19 protein-coding genes are annotated in these 15,012 nt (G+C 75.4%); 5 read left to right on the forward strand and 14 right to left on the reverse strand.

Going from position 1 to position 15,012, the window contains the following annotated elements; genetic code table 11:
- Nucleotides 1-103: 103 nt before the first annotated feature.
- Nucleotides 104-550 carry an NAD(+)--rifampin ADP-ribosyltransferase gene (gene arr / locus ACR9E3_RS02430; RefSeq protein ID WP_460378151.1) on the reverse strand — a complete coding sequence of 149 codons (447 nt, stop codon included), beginning with the start codon at nucleotides 548-550 and terminating at the stop codon, nucleotides 104-106.
- A gap of 75 nt (nucleotides 551-625) precedes the next feature.
- Here arr and ACR9E3_RS02435 point away from each other — a divergent pair, with 75 nt between their 5' ends.
- From ACR9E3_RS02435 to ACR9E3_RS02445, 3 genes are all read left to right on the forward strand, one after another.
- Nucleotides 626-1,183: a cysteine hydrolase family protein gene (locus ACR9E3_RS02435; RefSeq protein WP_460378152.1), complete on the forward strand. Its 558-nt coding sequence runs from the start codon at nucleotides 626-628 to the stop codon at nucleotides 1,181-1,183.
- A gap of 178 nt (nucleotides 1,184-1,361) precedes the next feature.
- Nucleotides 1,362-2,330, forward strand: a complete 969-nt coding sequence (locus ACR9E3_RS02440) for a lysostaphin resistance A-like protein (RefSeq protein ID WP_460378154.1) — start codon at nucleotides 1,362-1,364, stop codon at nucleotides 2,328-2,330.
- On the forward strand, nucleotides 2,327-3,091 hold the full coding sequence (locus ACR9E3_RS02445) for an alpha/beta fold hydrolase (protein ID WP_460378156.1): 765 nt from the start codon (nucleotides 2,327-2,329) through the stop codon (nucleotides 3,089-3,091). Before ACR9E3_RS02440 ends, ACR9E3_RS02445 begins: the two co-directional genes overlap by 4 nt.
- 5 nt (nucleotides 3,092-3,096) lie before the next feature.
- Here the strand turns inward: ACR9E3_RS02445 and ACR9E3_RS02450 are convergent, their stop codons facing one another.
- The 10 genes from ACR9E3_RS02450 to ACR9E3_RS02495 all read right to left on the reverse strand — a co-directional run bounded on the left by ACR9E3_RS02450 (nucleotide 3,097) and on the right by ACR9E3_RS02495 (nucleotide 9,637).
- Complete coding sequence (locus ACR9E3_RS02450) at nucleotides 3,097-3,291, reverse strand: hypothetical protein (RefSeq protein ID WP_460378158.1); 195 nt, start codon at nucleotides 3,289-3,291, stop codon at nucleotides 3,097-3,099.
- A gap of 24 nt (nucleotides 3,292-3,315) precedes the next feature.
- Nucleotides 3,316-3,618 carry a DUF1905 domain-containing protein gene (locus ACR9E3_RS02455; RefSeq protein ID WP_460378160.1) on the reverse strand — a complete coding sequence of 101 codons (303 nt, stop codon included), beginning with the start codon at nucleotides 3,616-3,618 and terminating at the stop codon, nucleotides 3,316-3,318.
- Nucleotides 3,619-3,831: 213 nt separating this feature from the next.
- Complete coding sequence (locus ACR9E3_RS02460) at nucleotides 3,832-4,863, reverse strand: hypothetical protein (RefSeq protein WP_460378161.1); 1,032 nt, start codon at nucleotides 4,861-4,863, stop codon at nucleotides 3,832-3,834.
- A gap of 248 nt (nucleotides 4,864-5,111) precedes the next feature.
- Complete coding sequence (locus tag ACR9E3_RS02465; protein ID WP_460378163.1) at nucleotides 5,112-6,053, reverse strand: universal stress protein; 942 nt, start codon at nucleotides 6,051-6,053, stop codon at nucleotides 5,112-5,114.
- A gap of 8 nt (nucleotides 6,054-6,061) precedes the next feature.
- Complete coding sequence (locus ACR9E3_RS02470; protein ID WP_460378165.1) at nucleotides 6,062-6,265, reverse strand: hypothetical protein; 204 nt, start codon at nucleotides 6,263-6,265, stop codon at nucleotides 6,062-6,064.
- Between the two features lie 118 nt (nucleotides 6,266-6,383).
- A complete protein-coding gene (locus ACR9E3_RS02475; protein WP_460378167.1) occupies nucleotides 6,384-6,929 on the reverse strand; it encodes a MarR family winged helix-turn-helix transcriptional regulator in 546 nt (181 codons plus the stop codon).
- A gap of 60 nt (nucleotides 6,930-6,989) precedes the next feature.
- Complete coding sequence (locus ACR9E3_RS02480; protein ID WP_460378168.1) at nucleotides 6,990-7,433, reverse strand: DUF7144 family membrane protein; 444 nt, start codon at nucleotides 7,431-7,433, stop codon at nucleotides 6,990-6,992.
- 148 nt (nucleotides 7,434-7,581) lie between these two features.
- Nucleotides 7,582-8,202: a CBS domain-containing protein gene (locus ACR9E3_RS02485; protein ID WP_460378170.1), complete on the reverse strand. Its 621-nt coding sequence runs from the start codon at nucleotides 8,200-8,202 to the stop codon at nucleotides 7,582-7,584.
- Entirely contained in the window at nucleotides 8,199-9,113 is a 915-nt protein-coding gene (locus ACR9E3_RS02490) for a universal stress protein (protein WP_460378172.1), read from the reverse strand. Before ACR9E3_RS02490 ends, ACR9E3_RS02485 begins: the two co-directional genes overlap by 4 nt.
- Nucleotides 9,110-9,637, reverse strand: a complete 528-nt coding sequence (locus ACR9E3_RS02495) for a flavodoxin family protein (protein WP_460378174.1) — start codon at nucleotides 9,635-9,637, stop codon at nucleotides 9,110-9,112. Before ACR9E3_RS02495 ends, ACR9E3_RS02490 begins: the two co-directional genes overlap by 4 nt.
- A gap of 139 nt (nucleotides 9,638-9,776) precedes the next feature.
- On the opposite strand from ACR9E3_RS02495, the gene ACR9E3_RS02500 reads away from it, so the two are divergent.
- Both ACR9E3_RS02500 and ACR9E3_RS02505 read left to right on the forward strand, forming a co-directional pair.
- Nucleotides 9,777-10,184, forward strand: coding sequence for a CBS domain-containing protein (locus tag ACR9E3_RS02500; protein ID WP_460378176.1), 408 nt, complete (start codon nucleotides 9,777-9,779; stop codon nucleotides 10,182-10,184).
- A complete protein-coding gene (locus ACR9E3_RS02505; RefSeq protein ID WP_460378180.1) occupies nucleotides 10,181-11,647 on the forward strand; it encodes a DUF4389 domain-containing protein in 1,467 nt (488 codons plus the stop codon). Before ACR9E3_RS02500 ends, ACR9E3_RS02505 begins: the two co-directional genes overlap by 4 nt.
- Nucleotides 11,648-11,666: 19 nt before the next feature.
- Here the strand turns inward: ACR9E3_RS02505 and ACR9E3_RS02510 are convergent, their stop codons facing one another.
- The 3 genes from ACR9E3_RS02510 to ACR9E3_RS02520 are packed head-to-tail and all read right to left on the reverse strand — an operon-like array spanning nucleotide 11,667 to nucleotide 14,916.
- Nucleotides 11,667-13,163, reverse strand: a complete 1,497-nt coding sequence (locus ACR9E3_RS02510) for a bifunctional aminoglycoside phosphotransferase/ATP-binding protein (RefSeq protein WP_460378182.1) — start codon at nucleotides 13,161-13,163, stop codon at nucleotides 11,667-11,669.
- Nucleotides 13,160-14,032: a universal stress protein gene (locus tag ACR9E3_RS02515; protein ID WP_460378184.1), complete on the reverse strand. Its 873-nt coding sequence runs from the start codon at nucleotides 14,030-14,032 to the stop codon at nucleotides 13,160-13,162. Before ACR9E3_RS02515 ends, ACR9E3_RS02510 begins: the two co-directional genes overlap by 4 nt.
- Nucleotides 14,032-14,916 carry a universal stress protein gene (locus ACR9E3_RS02520; protein WP_460378185.1) on the reverse strand — a complete coding sequence of 295 codons (885 nt, stop codon included), beginning with the start codon at nucleotides 14,914-14,916 and terminating at the stop codon, nucleotides 14,032-14,034. The genes ACR9E3_RS02515 and ACR9E3_RS02520 overlap by 1 nt, the downstream gene beginning before the upstream one ends.
- Between the last annotated feature and the right edge of the window lie 96 nt (nucleotides 14,917-15,012).

Genomic DNA, 15,012 nt, shown 5'->3' on the forward strand with positions numbered 1-15,012 from the left:
ACCGCTCGGTACTTTTCTCATCGGCACGGTCGGCGAGGGCGTGTCCGTCAGTCGGGGGTGGCGTCGCCGGGCCGGGGGGCCGGCGGCGCCGCGCCGACGGCCGTCAGTCGTAGATCACTGCGAGGCCGCGTCGCCGGAGGTCGTCGAGACCGTCCTGCATCGTCTGCCGCTGCTCGGGCGTGTGGCCGACCCAGCCCTCGAGCTCGCCGACGACGCGCACCGGCTCGCGGGTCCGGTACGAGCGCGTGGGGTTCCCGGGGAGCTTCTTGTCGGTGACGTTGGGGTCGTCCTCGAGGGCGCCCGTGGGTTCCACCAGGTAGATGCGCCCGGGGCCCTCCCCCACCGCGAACTCGGCTCCCCAGGCCGCCGCGTCGAGCGTCGCGGTCACGTAGACGTGGTTCATGATCCGGCCTTCCTCGTAGTTCGAGGGACGTCCGGGAACCAGCAGGTCGCCGACCGCGAGGTCGGCCTTCGTCCCGTGCAGCAGGGACCCCGACTCGTGGACCTCGAACGGGGTCGGCCCGGTGGTCGCGTCCTGTCCACTCGCCATCGCCAGGTTCTCCGTCTCTGCCGCTCGCTCCGCGGGTACCGATCATCCGACACCCACGCCGCGGAGGAGATGGCGATGTCACGCCGTGCCGTCCTCGTGATGGACGTCCAGACCATGGTCCTCGCCCGGATCCCCGACCCGGAGTACCTCGCCCGGCTGCGCGAGGTGATCGACGCCGCCCGGGCCGCCGGGGTCCCGGTGGTCTACGTGGTCGTGGGCTTCCGGCCCGGCGCCCCCGAGGTCAGCCCGCGCAACAAGGTGTTCGCCGGTGTCGTCGCCCGCCTCGGCGACGCCGGCCCGCAGGCGACCGCCATCCCCGCGGAGGTGGCACCGCGGGACGGTGACGTCGTGGTCACCAAGCGCCGCGTCAGCGGGTTCGCCGGCAGCGACCTCGACATGGTGCTGCGCGCCCAGGGCATCGACCACCTCGTCCTCACCGGGGTCGCCACCAGCGGTGTCGTGCTCTCGACCCTCCGGCAGGCGGCGGACCTCGACTTCGAGCTCACCGTTCTCGCCGACTGCTGTCTCGACCGGGATCCCGAGGTCCACCGCGTGCTGACCGAGAAGGTCTTCCCGAGCCAGGCCGCCGTGACCACCGCGGCCGACTGGATCGCGGCAGTGGGCCGGGCCTAGCGTCGCCGACCTGTTCTCCGGCGGTCCTCCGACCTGTCCTCGCGGTGACAGGAGCCTGCTCCCGCGGCCACGAGACTCGCACCGCGAGGCGACAGACCGCACCGGTGATGCGCCCGACCCTGCTCGCAGAGCCATCGCGCCCGTCACCGTGCCGTTCTGCAGCCCGCCGGAGGAAGCCATGACCGCGACACATCCGTCCACCCATCCGTCCACCCCGCCGACGACCGCGACCGACGTCCCCGTCGGCACCGAGACGGCCGCCCCGGCCCCGGTGACCTACGACCACCTCGCCCGGACCCCGGGACGCCGCTGGTGGGTCGGTCCCACGGCACTGCTGTCGATCGTGGTCGGGGGCCTGCTGTTCGTGGTCGCGACCGCCGCGGCGATCGACCTGGCCGCGTTGATGGCGGCGGTCCCCCTCGACGCCGACAGCTTCCCGACCGACCCCGTCTGGGCGGCCGGGGCCGGCCTGCTGGTCATCGCCGCCACCCTGCCCGCGGTGCTCCTGGTCGTGCGGATCGTGGAACGGCGCCGGCCCGGGACGCTGTCGTCGGTGACCGGGCGCCTGCGCGGTCGCTGGCTCGTCGTGTGCCTGGTCCCGGCGCTCGCGGTCTCCGTCCTCGCCGGTCTGGTCGGCGAGCTCGTCGACCCGACCGGGGGCACCTTCGCGGGCTGGTCGTCGTTCCTCGGGGTCGCCGTCGTGGTCCTCGTGCTCACACCGTTCCAGGCCGCCGCCGAGGAGTACCTGTTCCGGGGCTGGATCGTGCAGACCTTCGGCGCCGTCGTCCGCAGCCCGTGGCCCGGCGTCGCGGTCAGCGCCGTCCTGTTCGCTCTCGTCCACGAGGGCGCGACCGCGAGCGTATGGGGCTTCGCCGACCTCGTCGTGTTCGCCGTCGTGCTCTCGGTCCTGACCCTGCGCACCGGCGGGCTCGAGGCCGCCCTGGCCCTGCACCTGGTCCACAACACCGTCGCCTGGGTCGTCTCGGCCGCCTACGCCGCGACCGACTCGGTCGCCGACTACAGCGAGGTCGGGGCCGGCGTGTTCGTGGTCTCGATCGCCGGGACGGTGGTCTACGCCGCGGCCGTGCTGGCCCTGGCCCGGCGTCGGGGCATCGAGACGACGCGTCCGGGGTATGCGGCGGCGTGACGGTCGCACTGGTACACGGCAACCCGGAGAGCGCGGCGTTGTGGGACCCGCTCGTCGCCGAGCTGGCCCGCGCGGGCGTCGACGACGTCGTCCGGCTCTCCCCGCCCGGCTTCGGCGTGCCGCTGCCGGCCGGGTTCTCCCCGACAGTGACGGGGTACCGCGACTGGCTCGTCGGTGAGCTCGAGCGCCTCGACCGGCCCGTCGACCTCCTCGGCCACGACTGGGGCGGTGGCCACGTCGTCACCGCGCTCATGGCGCGCCCGGAGCTGGTGCGCAGCTGGGCGAGCGACGCCCTCGGGCTCTTCGAGCCGGACTACACCTGGCACGACCTCGCGCAGACCTGGCAGACGCCCGGCGACGGCGAGGCCGCCCTCGACGCGATGTTCGGCGGGACGCCCGAGCAGCGGGCCGAGCAGATGGAGTCGCTCGGCATCGGCCGCGCCGAGGCGCTCCAGATCGCGGGCGTGCAGGGCGACGAGATGAAGCAGGCGGTCCTGAGCCTCTACCGCTCCGCCGCCCAGCCGACCATGGCCGAGCTCGGTCGGGGACTGTCCGCCCTCGCCGCTCGCCCCGGTCTCGGGATCGTCGCCACGGCGGATCCCTACGGCGGGCCGGTGGAGCTGCGCCGGCGCGCCGCGGAGCGCGCCGGCGCGGACGTCACGGAGCTCGACGGTCTGGGCCACTGGTGGATGGCCGAGGACCCGGCCCGCGCCGCTCGGGTGCTCACGGCCTTCTGGCGCGCCCGCGCCTGGAGCGCGTGAGCCGGTCAGCGCCCTCGGCTCGATGATCGCAGCACCAGGACGCCGCCGGCGACCGCGGCGATGGCCAGGCCGACGACCACGCCGAGCCACGTCGTCCCGCCGCGCTGGAAGACCTGCCCGACGCTGACCACCGCGATCGCGATCCCGGCGAACATCACGAGGATCAGGATCCCGGTCCCGCCCCGGCCCTCCCTCGCCATGACCCGACCGTACGGGCGCGGGTCTCACACACGGGCGAGGCGTTGCGTCAGGTGGACGGTGACGGTGTCGCCGACGCCTTTGCCGATCGCCGCCAGCAGCGCCGCCGGCATCGGCAGCTTGTGCGTGCCGTCGCCGAGGGCCATGAACGACCCGCGGTAGGCGTGGCCGTCGACCGTGCCGGCCACCTTCACCAGACCGCGCGTGCCGAAGAACGCCGCGGACCAGTCGGTGCAGAGGTAGGTCCAGCCGCCCGGCTTCGGGCTGCGCTGCACCACGCCGGTGAACGTGTGGTCCAGGCCGGTGGTGTCCGTGGTGTCCGTGCTCATGGCGGTCTCCTCGATCGTCTCGACGCTGTCGAGAACTCCACGAACAGCCTCGCCGTCATCGACATCCCCGTCCCACGTTCACTCCGACGGACCAGCGAGCGTCCGGAACGTCTCCGTGAAGTCTCCCGGTAACCCGGCGACCGACGACCATGTCCGCGAGCCGTGGAGGACGCCTCCGATGGCAGCGCGGAAGAAGGTATCCCGCGGAGTCCGTCACGAGTCGTATCGTCGGGGAGGCCTGACCTCCGCGACCGGTCCAGCGACACCCGTGTCCGCAGGATTCCGGTTGCTGGACGGGCGGGGGTTCGGATCCCGAACGGACCCGTTGCAGATTCCAGCTCGTCGGCCCGACTGACTCCGCGCCTCGTCGGCCCGTCTTTCGGATCGATGCAGGATCGGGTTCTTCCGCTCGGGCAGACTCCCGTTGCGCAGGTCGATGCCTCGGATCGCGGGAACCAGCGCAGACTCGTAGGTCTTGGCCCCAACGCGTCTGGGCGAGGGTTTACCCAACAGTCTCCAGGGCAGAACACGTATGCGCGAGTCGGGCGCGGATACGTCCGGGACGATTTCGACGACCAGAGCAGAGCTTTCGCGGAGCACTTCCTCCCAATAGAAGACGATCGAGGGGTCGACTTCGTCGACAGCCATCGCGAACTCCTGCAGAGCCGCGAGGATCTGAGCGGCTTGCCTGACGCACCACGCATGCGCCCACGATGCAAGCGCCACAGGCGGAAGAACGATGATCGTTCGACAGCGCAGATTCTTCAGGGACAACTGCTGGATCTCCCATTGGAATCCGTTCTGAAGCTGCTCGATGGGTGGAATGATGATCACGACGGTGTGCGCGCGGTCGAGCAGCGTCTCGGTACACGACTGCCAATGCTCGTTCTCCACACGGACCAGTACGGGGCCCACGGGGGCGTAACGCTGGCGATGATCGGTCAGAGTGTAGGTCTGCAGGCCGCAGGCGTAGAAGGCTGATCGGCTGACCACCTCTTCGAGTGACCGAGTGAGGCCCGCGTCTCGTGGTACGAACCACGGTCGGTAGCCATAGGGAAGACGAGTCAGCCCGTCACTTCCGAACGGTCTGAGTATGAGGCAGTACTTCTCATTCGTCTGCGTTATCCGCGACAATGACTCCTCATATACCGGAGCATTTGCCGAGCGCCTACGAGATCCCAACCTGGCTGCCTGTGATATCAGCACGAAGGCGAGCAACACTGCGATCATCAGGTAGGCCGACATCTTGTGTTCCCCCCTCGAAATACACGACTGCTTCAGTGACTCGCCAAGCAGAAGTGATGTCAACTCGAGTGAGCCTCGAGTCGACACCGAGTTGGTCTCGAGTTGACGTCGGTCCGCGTCGGCTCGTAGCGCACCGGGTCTGGTGGGGGCTCCGAGGCGGCGACGGTGCACGGCTCGTCCTCGCTCGTCGTCAGGACGAGGGGGTGTCTCCGCGGCTGGTCAACGTTAATCGCTCCGCTTCTCGATGATCACACGCTCTCGGGTCGGCGCCTGGCGTCCTGCGTTCTCGCCAGCGGGTGACGCGGCCCTCCAGGCGGCGGCACGACCGCCAGGGGGCACGGCGAGCGGTGCACCATGCGCCGGCTCACCGAACCCAGCAGGAGGCCGGCGACCGGTCCGCGCCCACGGGTGCCGACCACCAGCAGCCGCGCCCCGCGGGCGTGGTGCTCCAGCGCAGCCGACGGGTGGGTGCGCTCGACGACCGACGAGATCGCCACGTCGGGATGGGCCGCGGAGTGGCCCGCGAGCTGCTCGGCGAGGATGCGGCGCTCGCTCGTGGCGATCGCGCCCCAGTCGAGCAGCGGTTCGAGGTCCGGTCCGATGCGGAGATCCCACCAGGTGTGCACGGCCACGAGCGGGCAGCCGGCCGCGTCCGCGGCCTCGACGGCGAAGTCGACCGCGGCCGCGCTCGTCGGCGACCCGTCGACCCCGACCACGACCGGCGCGGCGTCGTCCGCGGTCACGTCGCCCCGCACCACCACGACCGGCCCGGCGGAGTGCGCCGCGCACGAGGCCGCCACCGAGCCCGCGAAGGGTTCCCCGAGGTCGGCCTCGCCGCGCTCGCCCACGACGAGGAGTCCTCTCCCCGCCTCCTCGAGCAGGACCGGGGCGGCGGGACCGTCGACGAGCCGGTCGGTCACGATGAGTCCGGGGGCGACCTCGTCGGCCGCCCGCAGCGCCTCGTCGACGTCGTGGCGCGCCCGGTCGAGAATGCCCTGCTGGTACCGGCGCCACAGCGACGCCTCGGACATGAGGGTGGGGTCGACGCCGCCGTACGCCAGCACGATGCGCAGCTCGCGGCCGCGGGCCAGGGCCTCGCGGGCGGCCCACCGGACGGCGCGCCGGGCCGTCGCGGACCCGTCGGTCCCGACCACGACCGGCCCGAGAACGCCGCTGCCGTTGCTCGTCACGGCGGCGCTCAGGCGACCGCGGCGTGGCGCGCCGGCCCGCCGGCGACGCCGCCGAGGTGGACACCCGCGAAGTCCTCGACCACGCCGTCGGGCAGGAGCCGCCCGATCCGCACGCCGGCGAAGTCGGTCACCCAGCCCTGGTCGTCCACCCGGCCGATCGCCACCCCGGCGTGGTTCTCCACCCGGCGGGCGCCGTCCTGCGTCGTGTCCATCTCGTTCTCCTCTCGGCACGGCGGGCGCGCCGCCCGCCGGGGTCGAGGCTCCCGCTCCGGGGCCGTCGGGCACCGCGGCCCGAGGACCCGCCGTGCCGGGCCGTTGGTCCGTGCCCGGTCAGGTGATCGGCTCCTCTCCCGACTCGACCACCGGTGGTGGGGGTCCGGGTACGGCGGGACCGTCCCCGGACGCGATGTCCGCCCGCACCATCCGGCGTCGCAGGTCGTTGAGGTCGCCGGCGCGCAGCCGCAGGGCGGCCGCGACACGGTCCAGCAGGTCGGCGAGCTCGGCGAGGTGCTCCAGCGGCACGCCGTCGAGCCCGGTCGAGACGTCCTCGTGGAACAGCCGGTCCATGAGCTCCGCGACGCGACGGCCGCGCGGCGTGAGCTCGACGAGCCTGCTGCGGCGATCCGTCGGGTGTCGGCGCCGGACGACGAGACCCTTGGCCTGCAGCCGGTCGACGAGGGCGGTGCCGGCCGGGGCCGCGACGCCGAGCCGCGCCGCGAGCAGGGAGACGGGCTGCGCGTCCTGCCTGCCGAGGTCCGAGAGCGTGAGCACCTCCCCGATGCCGAGCCCCAGGACGTCCGCGTGGGCTCGCCGGTAGGCGTCGAGCGCGAGCACCAGATCCCGCATCCGGCCGGGCATGTCCGCGCGGTCGGTCATCGGCCCTCCTCCCGACGCGGGCCCCGGGCCGGCACGTGCGCCGGCCCGGGGCCGCGGGCGTCAGCGCCGGGTGCCCAGCGGCATGCCCCACGTGGTGACGAGGGCGTAGAGCACCAGCACGTCCAGGCCGATCACGACGATCGACCAGACCGGCGCGACGGGGATGGCGATCAGGTGCACGATCGCGCTCAGGGCGACGAGCACGATCGCCGCGCTGCGCGCCCAGGCGGGCGCCTCGCCGAGCATGCTGACCCCGACGAGGGCGACGAGCGCCCCCAGGATCAGGTGCACCCAGCCCCACGTCGCCCAGGACAGGACGAACACGGCGCCGCCGGCGGTGGAGACGAAGTACGTCGGGCTCAGCGTCGCCGCGAGGCCCTCGAGGACGCCGAAGACCCCGACGACGACCATCACGATGGCGCCGAAGTGCACCCAGCCGGCCCACGTACCCGACGCCGGCGCGGCCGACGGGTACTCGCTCCTCATCTCGGTCCGTTCGCTCATGGCTCCTCCCGGGGCTCTCGATCGGCCCGTCGGGTGGACGGGTCCACCGCGACGTTCCCGCCGGTCTCCGCGCGGGTGCAGGGACCAACGTCCCCGTCCGGACGGCCGCCGGGCCCGCTGCCGGAGGGCGATCGGGGCTCCCGGGCGCTCAAGCGGCGCTGCCATGGGCCGGGCACCGGTCGCGGTGGTGCGTGGCGACGTGCACGGTGCCGGGGACACCGGCAGCGATCACCGTCGCGATGTGCTGCTGCAGCGGGTCGTCCTCCTCGTCGCAGAGGACGACCTCGCCCCGGTCGGCGTGCACGTCCCAGCGGTGCCAGCCGGCGTAGGCGTCGAGGCGCCGTGACACGGCCGCCCGGAGGTCCTCGTCGCTGCGGACGAGCACGCCGGCGACGTCCCGGCGGGTCACGATGCCGACGAGCGCGCCCTCCGAGAGCACCGGCAGGCTGCGGAGGCCCCGATCGATCATGGGAGCGACGGCGTCGGCCACGTCGCTCCACGCGCTCACCGTGCGGACGTCGCGGGTCATCACCTCGCGGACGGTCCGCGGCGGGGGCGGGTCGTCGTAGGCCCCGCCGGACCGCGGGTCGTGCAGCACCCGTCCGCGCAGGACGTCGGACTCGCCGATCACGCCGACGAGGACGCCGTCGGCGGCGAGCACCGGCAGCAGCGTGAACCCGTGGCGCACCAGCAGCTCGGCCGCGTCGTGGACCGGGGTGTCCGGGCCCACCGTCACCGTGGTCCGGGTCATGACGTCCTGGACTCTCACGGGCCGTCCTCCGCCCGGGCGGCGCCCGCGGGCGGGGCACCGGCACCCGGCGCTCCCCGCCCGGCGGCGCGCGCCGGTTCCGGGCGGGTCCCGGCCGGCGTGCCCGGCGGCACGACGACGACGGGACAGGACGTCCGTCGGAGGAGGGTGCGGCGCGTGGAGTGGACGGGGTGCCAGCGGCCGTGGGCACCGACGCCGAGCACCACGAGCTCGGCGTCGCGAGCCTGATCGGCGAGGACCCGGTCCACCCGGTCCTCGGCGACGACGACGTGCACGGCGGGCGGACCGTCGGCGCCGAGCTCGGGAGGCTCCTCGGACACCGTGCGGGCGTCCCGACCGGCCCGCACGACGACCAGCGGCGTCCGGCGTCGCGCCGCCCGGTCGGCGGCGAAGCGGAGGGCGCCGCGGGAGCCGGGGGTGCCGTCGTCGCCGACGACCACGGCTCGACCGTCGAGCGGGGCGTCGTCGTCGCCGGGGACGACGACCACGGGGACGTCGACGTGGCCCACGAGGCCCCGGGCGATCCCGCCCATCAGCAGCTCGCCGGCGAGGCCGAACCGATCGGTACCGATCACGATCGCCGCCGCGGTCCGGGCTTGCGCCCGGAGGACCCCGATCGGACCGCTCTCGATCAGCGTCTCGTCGACCACCGGTCCCGGGGCCACCTCCCGCGCCACCGCGCGCATCGCGTGCAGCTCGCGGCGCGCCGCCGCGAGCAGCGCCTCGCCCGCGTCCACGCCGACGACGGAGCGGCCCGGGTAGCTGCCGCGCGGCGGCACCAGGGCGCACACCAGCCGGAGCGACGCGCCGCGCTCCTCTGCCTCGGCCGCGGCCCACCGCACCGCCGGCGCGCCCCGGCCCGCGAGGGCGACACCGACGACGATCGCCCCGCCGTCCGGCCCGCCGGTCACGACGCGCCGCCCGCCGGGACGGTCACCGCGGTGGCGAGGCTCGCGCCCCAGGCGCGGGCCCGGTCGAGCTCGCCCTCGACGAGCGGCCCCTCCGAGCCGTCGACGAAGAAGCTGCGGGGCCCGTCCGCGGGGCCGATCCCGCCGCGGCGCAGGCGACGGGCGATCGCCCTGGCCGCCGAGCCGGGCATGCGGGGGCGGGCGACGCGGGTGTCGAAGGCCGCCGTCGCGAACCCCGCCCGGTCGGGCAGCGCCGCGAGCCATTCCCGGACGCCGGGCCCCCGCGAGACGATCGCCCGTCCGGTCTTCGTGGCCGCGTCCCGGCGTGTCGACGGGCGACTCATCCCGAACGCGTGCGTCGGCCCGCCGACGACGAGCAGCGCGCAGTCGCCGGGCGGGGCGGCAGGGGCCTCGCCGACCTCGACCGTGTCGACGGTGACGCGGGTGGCGAGTCCGTCGGCGATCGCGCGTGCCACGGCCTCGGTGTTGCCGTACATGGATTCGAAGACCACCAGGGCCCGGGCCATGGTCCACCTCCTCGTGAGGCCTCCACGGTCGCCCGGCCTCCCGGGACCCCGGCAGGGCCGAACGGTCCCCGACCGTCGGGCCGCGTGACCGGGACCCTCGTCCCTGCCGCCGACGACCGCGGGCGACTCCGATGGCGGCATGACCACCGACCCCGTCCTGCGCCTCGACCCCAGCCGCCCGGTCCGGGTGGTGACCGAGCACGCCACGGTCGCCGAGGCCCTGCGCGTCCTGCGCGTCGCCGGCGTCCGGCACCTGCCGGTGATCGCCGACGACCGGTGCGTGGGACTGCTCGTCGACCGCGACCTCGTCGCGGCGGCGGTGGACGGCGTCACCGTCCCCGTGGGCCGCCTGGCCCGGCGTCCGGTCCCGACCGTCGAGGCCGGGGCGTCGGCGCCCCGGATCGCCCGCGCGGTGCTCACCGGGGGGATGGAGGCCGCACTCGTCACCGACGACGGCGTCGTGGTCGGGATCGTCACCGCCAGCGACGCGCTGGCCACCCTCGCGCACGCCGACGACGGCGAGCGCCCGACGGAGGAGTCACCGTGACCACGACGGATGCCCCGACCTCGCCGGAGTCGACGCCGCCGCCCGCCCCGGCACCCCGCTCGCCGGTGCGGGTGCGCGGTGAGCTCGATCCGCAGCTGTCCCGCTGGCTGTGGCTGCTGAAGTGGCTCCTCGCCGTCCCGCACTGGGTCGTGCTGGCGTTCCTCTGGGTCGCGTTCGCCGTCGTCAGCCTCGTCGCCCTCGTGGCGATCGTGATCACCGGTCGCTACCCGCGGGCGCTGTTCGACTTCGCGGTGGGCGTGCTGCGGTGGGCGTGGCGCGTGGCGTTCTATACCAACGCGGCCTTCGGCACCGACCGCTACCCGCCGTTCAGCCTCCAGCGGGACGACTCCTACCCGGCCGATCTCGAGATCGACCACCCGGAGCGGCTCTCGCGCGGTCTGGTGCTCGTCAAGTGGTGGCTCCTGGCGATCCCCCAGTACGTGGTCGTCGGGCTGCTGATCGCGAGCCCCTGGTGGGTCTGGCAGGGCCAGGACTACCGGTGGTCGGTCGGCGCCGGCGGGCTGGTGGGCCTGCTGGCGCTCGTCGGCATCGTCGTCCACGCCGTGCGGGGCGCCTACCCGCAGACCCTGTTCGACCTCGTGATCGGTTTCGACCGGTGGGTGCTCCGGGTCGCCGTCTACGCCGCCCTGATGACCGACCGCTACCCGCCGTTCGTCCTCGACACCGGCCCGCGCGAGCCCGGCGAGACCGCCGCGGAGCCCGACGCCACGCGCGCCGCCGCACCGCCCGACGCCGCGCGCCGCGGGTGGACCGCCGGCCCGGTCGTCGCCCTGGCGCTCGGCATCGTGCTGTGCCTGGGTGCGGTGCCGGCGCTGGTCGGTGGCCTGACCGGGCTGGGGGCCGACGCCTCGGCCCGGGACGACGCCGGCTTCCTCACCACGCCGCCCAGCCTCGTGACGAGCACCGGGTACGCCGTGCGCGCGCCCGGGCTCCTGCTCGAGGCCCCACCCGGCGAGGCGTTCTCCCCGTCCGCCGGCCTCGGCGAGGTGCGGATCCGTGTCGCCTCCCTCGACCCGGCGCGCCCGGTGTTCGTCGGGATCGCGCCCCGCGCCGCGGCGGACCGCTACCTGGCCGGGGTCGCCACCGGCACGATGGCGAGCGACGACGGCGGCCGCACGCGGCCGGTGATCGTCGAGCAGCCGGGCGGCCCGCCGGCGGTCGCACCGAGTGACGCGGGCATCTGGGTCGCCCAGGCCGCGGGCCCCGGGACCCAGACGGTGACGTGGCGGCCGGCGCCGGGCGACTGGTCGGTCGTGGTGCTGCAGCCGGACGGCGGGCCCGGCGTCCACGTCGGCGCCGACGCCGGCGCCACGGTGCCCGCCCTGCGGACGCTGTCGGTGCTGCTGCTGGTCGTCGCCGCCGTCCTGGTGGCCCTGGGGGTGACAGCGGTGACCCTCGCGGTCTCGACGGCCCACCGGCGCCGCGCCCCCGAGCCCACCTGACCGGTCGGCCCGGCCGGCCTCACACCTCGACGACCGTCCACGTGGCGTGCGGGCGGGGCGAGCGGACCGCCCCGAGGGCGGCGGCGACGGCGGCGGCGACGGTCCCCGCGGTGTCGACCACGGTGGCCTCCGGCCACGGGTCGGCGTCGGCGGCCATCACCGCGGCCACGAGCGGCGTCGCGTCCGAGGCGGACGGGTCGGGCGACCCGCGGCGCCGGCGGATGCGCTCGGCGGCGACGTCGCCGGGCGCCTCGCAGCGCAAGGACGTCAACGCCGCCGAGCAGCGGGCCGCGACGCCCGTGGCGGCCTCGCGGTGGGCGGCCCCGGTCCAGGAGGCGTCGAGCACCACCGACTCCCCGAGGGCGAGCAGCTCCTCCGCGCGGTGCAACAGCTCGCCGTAGGTCGCCGCCGTGTGCTCGGTCCGGTAGAGGCCGGTGCCGTACGCGGCCCCCGCGTCGGTGGCCGGGTCGAGACCGGCGATCTCCTTGCGCACCCGGTCGCTGGACAGCAGCGTCGCCCCGAGCCGGTCGGCCAGGCCGCCCGCGACGGTCGACTTGCCGGTGCCGGGCAGGCCGCCGACGAGCACCAGCCGGACCCGTCCCTCGTCGAGGTGCGCGGCGGCCAGGTCCAGGAGCTCGCGGGCGAGTGTCGCCCCCTCCCCGCCCTGGTCGACGCGCACGCAGGCGACGGCGGACCGCACCGCGGCCCGATAGGCCACGAGGTGGTGGCGCAGGGCGGCGGGGGCGGGGTCGTCGGCGAACTCGGTGTACCAGCCGACGAAGCGTTCGGCGGCGTCCGGGGCCCCGAGGCGTTCCAGATCCATGACCAGGAAGGCGGCGTCGTCGAGGCCGTCGACGTAGCGCAGGTGCTCGTCGAACTCCAGACAGTCGAGCACGACCGGGCCGTCGGGCAGGCAGAAGACGTCGTCGGCGAGGAGGTCCCCGTGGCCGTCCACCACGCGGCCCTCGCGGCGGCGCCGGTCGAACAGGGCGCGGCGCCCGTCGAGGAACGCCCCCGCGGCCGCGGCGACGACGTCGACGAGGTCGGCCGGGAGGACCGAGCCGGCGTGCCGCCGCAGGCCGTCGAGCACGCCGGCCCACCGGGTGCGGGCGGCCTCCACCGTGCCCTCCCGGTCGACCGCCGGACCCCGGGCCGCGGTGCTGTGGAACGCGGCGAGGCGTCGCGCGAGCGCCCGCAGGTGGTCGTCGACCGGCTCGCCGGCCCGGACGAGCGCGGCGAGGCTGCGCTCGGCGGGCATCCGCCGCATCGCCACGAGGTACTCGCAGGCGAGGCCGTCCGCGTCGAGCAGGGTCTCCAGCCCGAGGTACGCCTCGGGGCTGAGGCGACGGTTCAGCGCGAGCTCCCGCAGGCACGCCTCGCGGCGGCGCTCGAGGGTCGTGAAGTCGCAGAAGCCCAGGTCGACGGACTTCTTCATCTTGTGCACGCGGTCGCCGGCGAACCAGAGCACCGCCGTGTGGGTCTCGGTGACGGCAGGCGCGAGGTCCGTCACGCTCACCGCGCGCCGTCCCCGGCCGGGACCGGCGCGGGGCGGCCGAGCGGCCCGAGGACCGCGACGGCGCACGGCGCCCCGGCGAGCACCGACCGGGCGGTCGAGCCGGGCCCGCGCAGCGTGGCCGTGGCGTCGCGCCGGTGCCCGATCACGACCTCGTCCGCGCCGGCCGCCCGCTCCAGCAGCGCGCGCGCCGGCCGGTCGGCGACCACCTCCACCTCGACGGACACCTCGGGTGCGTGGTTCCTGGCGGCCGCCAGGACCGTGTCGAGCTGCTGCCGGGCCGCGGCGAGGTCGGACCCGGCCACGTCCGCGGCCTCGGCCCCGGCGGGCGGTGGGACCGCCCGCACGACCTCGAGCGGCACGTGCTGATCGGCCGCGCTCCGGAGCGCGAACGCGAGGACCGCCGGCGACGAGGGCCCGCCGTCGACGCCGACCACGACCGCGCGGCGCACCGCCACGCCGCGCGGGGTCGGACCGCGGTACTCGGGGATCACGAGGACGGGGCACGGGGCCTCGACGATCGCGCGCTCGGTGCCGCGCCCGGCCTCGGTCCCGAGACGGCGGTGACGGTCGCCGAGGATCAGCACCGAGCCCGCACCACAGACGCCGACCAGGGTGTCGGTGACGTCGCCCGCCCGGCAGACGAGCTGCACGTCGAGGTCGGGGGCGGTGCGCGTCAGGTAGGACTGGGCGCGGGCGCCGGCGTCGTCGTACCAGGGAGCGACCGGCGTCTCGGGCCCGTGGGCGTGGACGAGGACCACGGCCCCGGTCCGGCGACGGGCCTCGACGACCGCGCGGTCGAGCACGCGCAGCCGCAGCAGTCCGTCGTCCACGCCGATCACGACCGGGTCGGCCGTCGTCCGGGCGGCCATCACACGCCCTCCTCGGCCCAGGCGCGGTCCGGGGAGGTCCAGCGCTGCGCGGCGGCCGACGACAGGACCGCCACCGGGCAGCTCGCGGAGCGCACCACCGTCTGGCTGGTCGAGCCGACGAGCGGCCCGACGAGGGACCCCCGCCCGCGGCTGCCGAGCACGATCAGCGCGGCGCCGTGACGAGCCTCGCCCAGGATCCCCTCACCGGGCGCGCCGTGCGGGAACGCCTCGCGCATCCGGACCCCGGGATGACGGTCCGCGAGTCCGGCGAGCGCCTCGGCGAGCACGCGCCGCTGGTCGTCGTGGTCGGCATCGCCACGCCGGGTCGCCACGTGGACGGCCGTGATCCGGGCGTGCCAGCGGTCGGCGACGTCGGTGGCGAAGGCGACGGCGCCGTGGGACTCCGGCGAGCCGTCGACACCGACCACGACGGCCCCGGTGTGCCGCTCGGAGGGGTCCCAGCGCGGGGGCACCACGACCACCGGGCACGCGGCGTGGGTCATGGCGTGGACGAGCGTGCGCCCCAGCGTCACGTCGACGACGCTGTCGAACCCCCGGGACCCGACGACGAGGAGGTGCGCCCGACGGGCCACCGCGGCGAGTGCCTCCCCCACCGCCCCGTCGACCACGGAGAGCTGGACCGAGACGCCCGGGGCCTCCCCCACCGCGATGCGACGGGCCTGCTCCAACAGGCCGAGGGCGCGGCCGGACGGTGCCCGGAGCTCGTCGGCCGGGCGGTGCGACGGCGGGAGCACCTGGACGAGGTCGAGGGGCAGTCCGCGGCCGTCGGCCTCGCGGGCCGCCCACGCCGCCGCCCGCAGGGTCGCGGCATCGCCGTCCACGCCGACGACCACCCCGGCGGGTGGCACCGAGCGATCGATCATCCTTCAGCCTCCTCGGGCCGCGGCGCTCGCGCCGCCGTGTCGTGTGTGCGCCCCGAGCGTCCGTCCCCGCGACGGTCCACCGGCAGGGCCGGAGGT

The sequence above is a fragment of the Actinomycetospora sp. C-140 genome, from assembly GCF_054796175.1.

Excerpts from the sequence above, each read along its gene's own strand:
- ACR9E3_RS02515 (WP_460378184.1), bottom strand. The coding sequence starts at position 14,032 with ATGGCCGCCCGGACGACGGCCGACCCGGTCGTGATCGGCGTGGACGAC.
- ACR9E3_RS02500 (WP_460378176.1), top strand. The coding sequence starts at position 9,777 with ATGACCACCGACCCCGTCCTGCGCCTCGACCCCAGCCGCCCGGTCCGG.
- ACR9E3_RS02495 (WP_460378174.1), bottom strand. The coding sequence starts at position 9,637 with ATGGCCCGGGCCCTGGTGGTCTTCGAATCCATGTACGGCAACACCGAG.
- ACR9E3_RS02475 (WP_460378167.1), bottom strand. The coding sequence starts at position 6,929 with ATGACCGACCGCGCGGACATGCCCGGCCGGATGCGGGATCTGGTGCTC.
- ACR9E3_RS02440 (WP_460378154.1), top strand. The coding sequence starts at position 1,362 with ATGACCGCGACACATCCGTCCACCCATCCGTCCACCCCGCCGACGACC.
- ACR9E3_RS02455 (WP_460378160.1), bottom strand. The coding sequence starts at position 3,618 with ATGAGCACGGACACCACGGACACCACCGGCCTGGACCACACGTTCACC.
- ACR9E3_RS02460 (WP_460378161.1), bottom strand. The coding sequence starts at position 4,863 with ATGTCGGCCTACCTGATGATCGCAGTGTTGCTCGCCTTCGTGCTGATA.
- arr (WP_460378151.1), bottom strand. The coding sequence starts at position 550 with ATGGCGAGTGGACAGGACGCGACCACCGGGCCGACCCCGTTCGAGGTC.
- ACR9E3_RS02480 (WP_460378168.1), bottom strand. The coding sequence starts at position 7,433 with ATGAGCGAACGGACCGAGATGAGGAGCGAGTACCCGTCGGCCGCGCCG.
- ACR9E3_RS02450 (WP_460378158.1), bottom strand. The coding sequence starts at position 3,291 with ATGGCGAGGGAGGGCCGGGGCGGGACCGGGATCCTGATCCTCGTGATG.
- ACR9E3_RS02435 (WP_460378152.1), top strand. The coding sequence starts at position 626 with ATGTCACGCCGTGCCGTCCTCGTGATGGACGTCCAGACCATGGTCCTC.
- ACR9E3_RS02520 (WP_460378185.1), bottom strand. The coding sequence starts at position 14,916 with ATGATCGATCGCTCGGTGCCACCCGCCGGGGTGGTCGTCGGCGTGGAC.
- ACR9E3_RS02470 (WP_460378165.1), bottom strand. The coding sequence starts at position 6,265 with ATGGACACGACGCAGGACGGCGCCCGCCGGGTGGAGAACCACGCCGGG.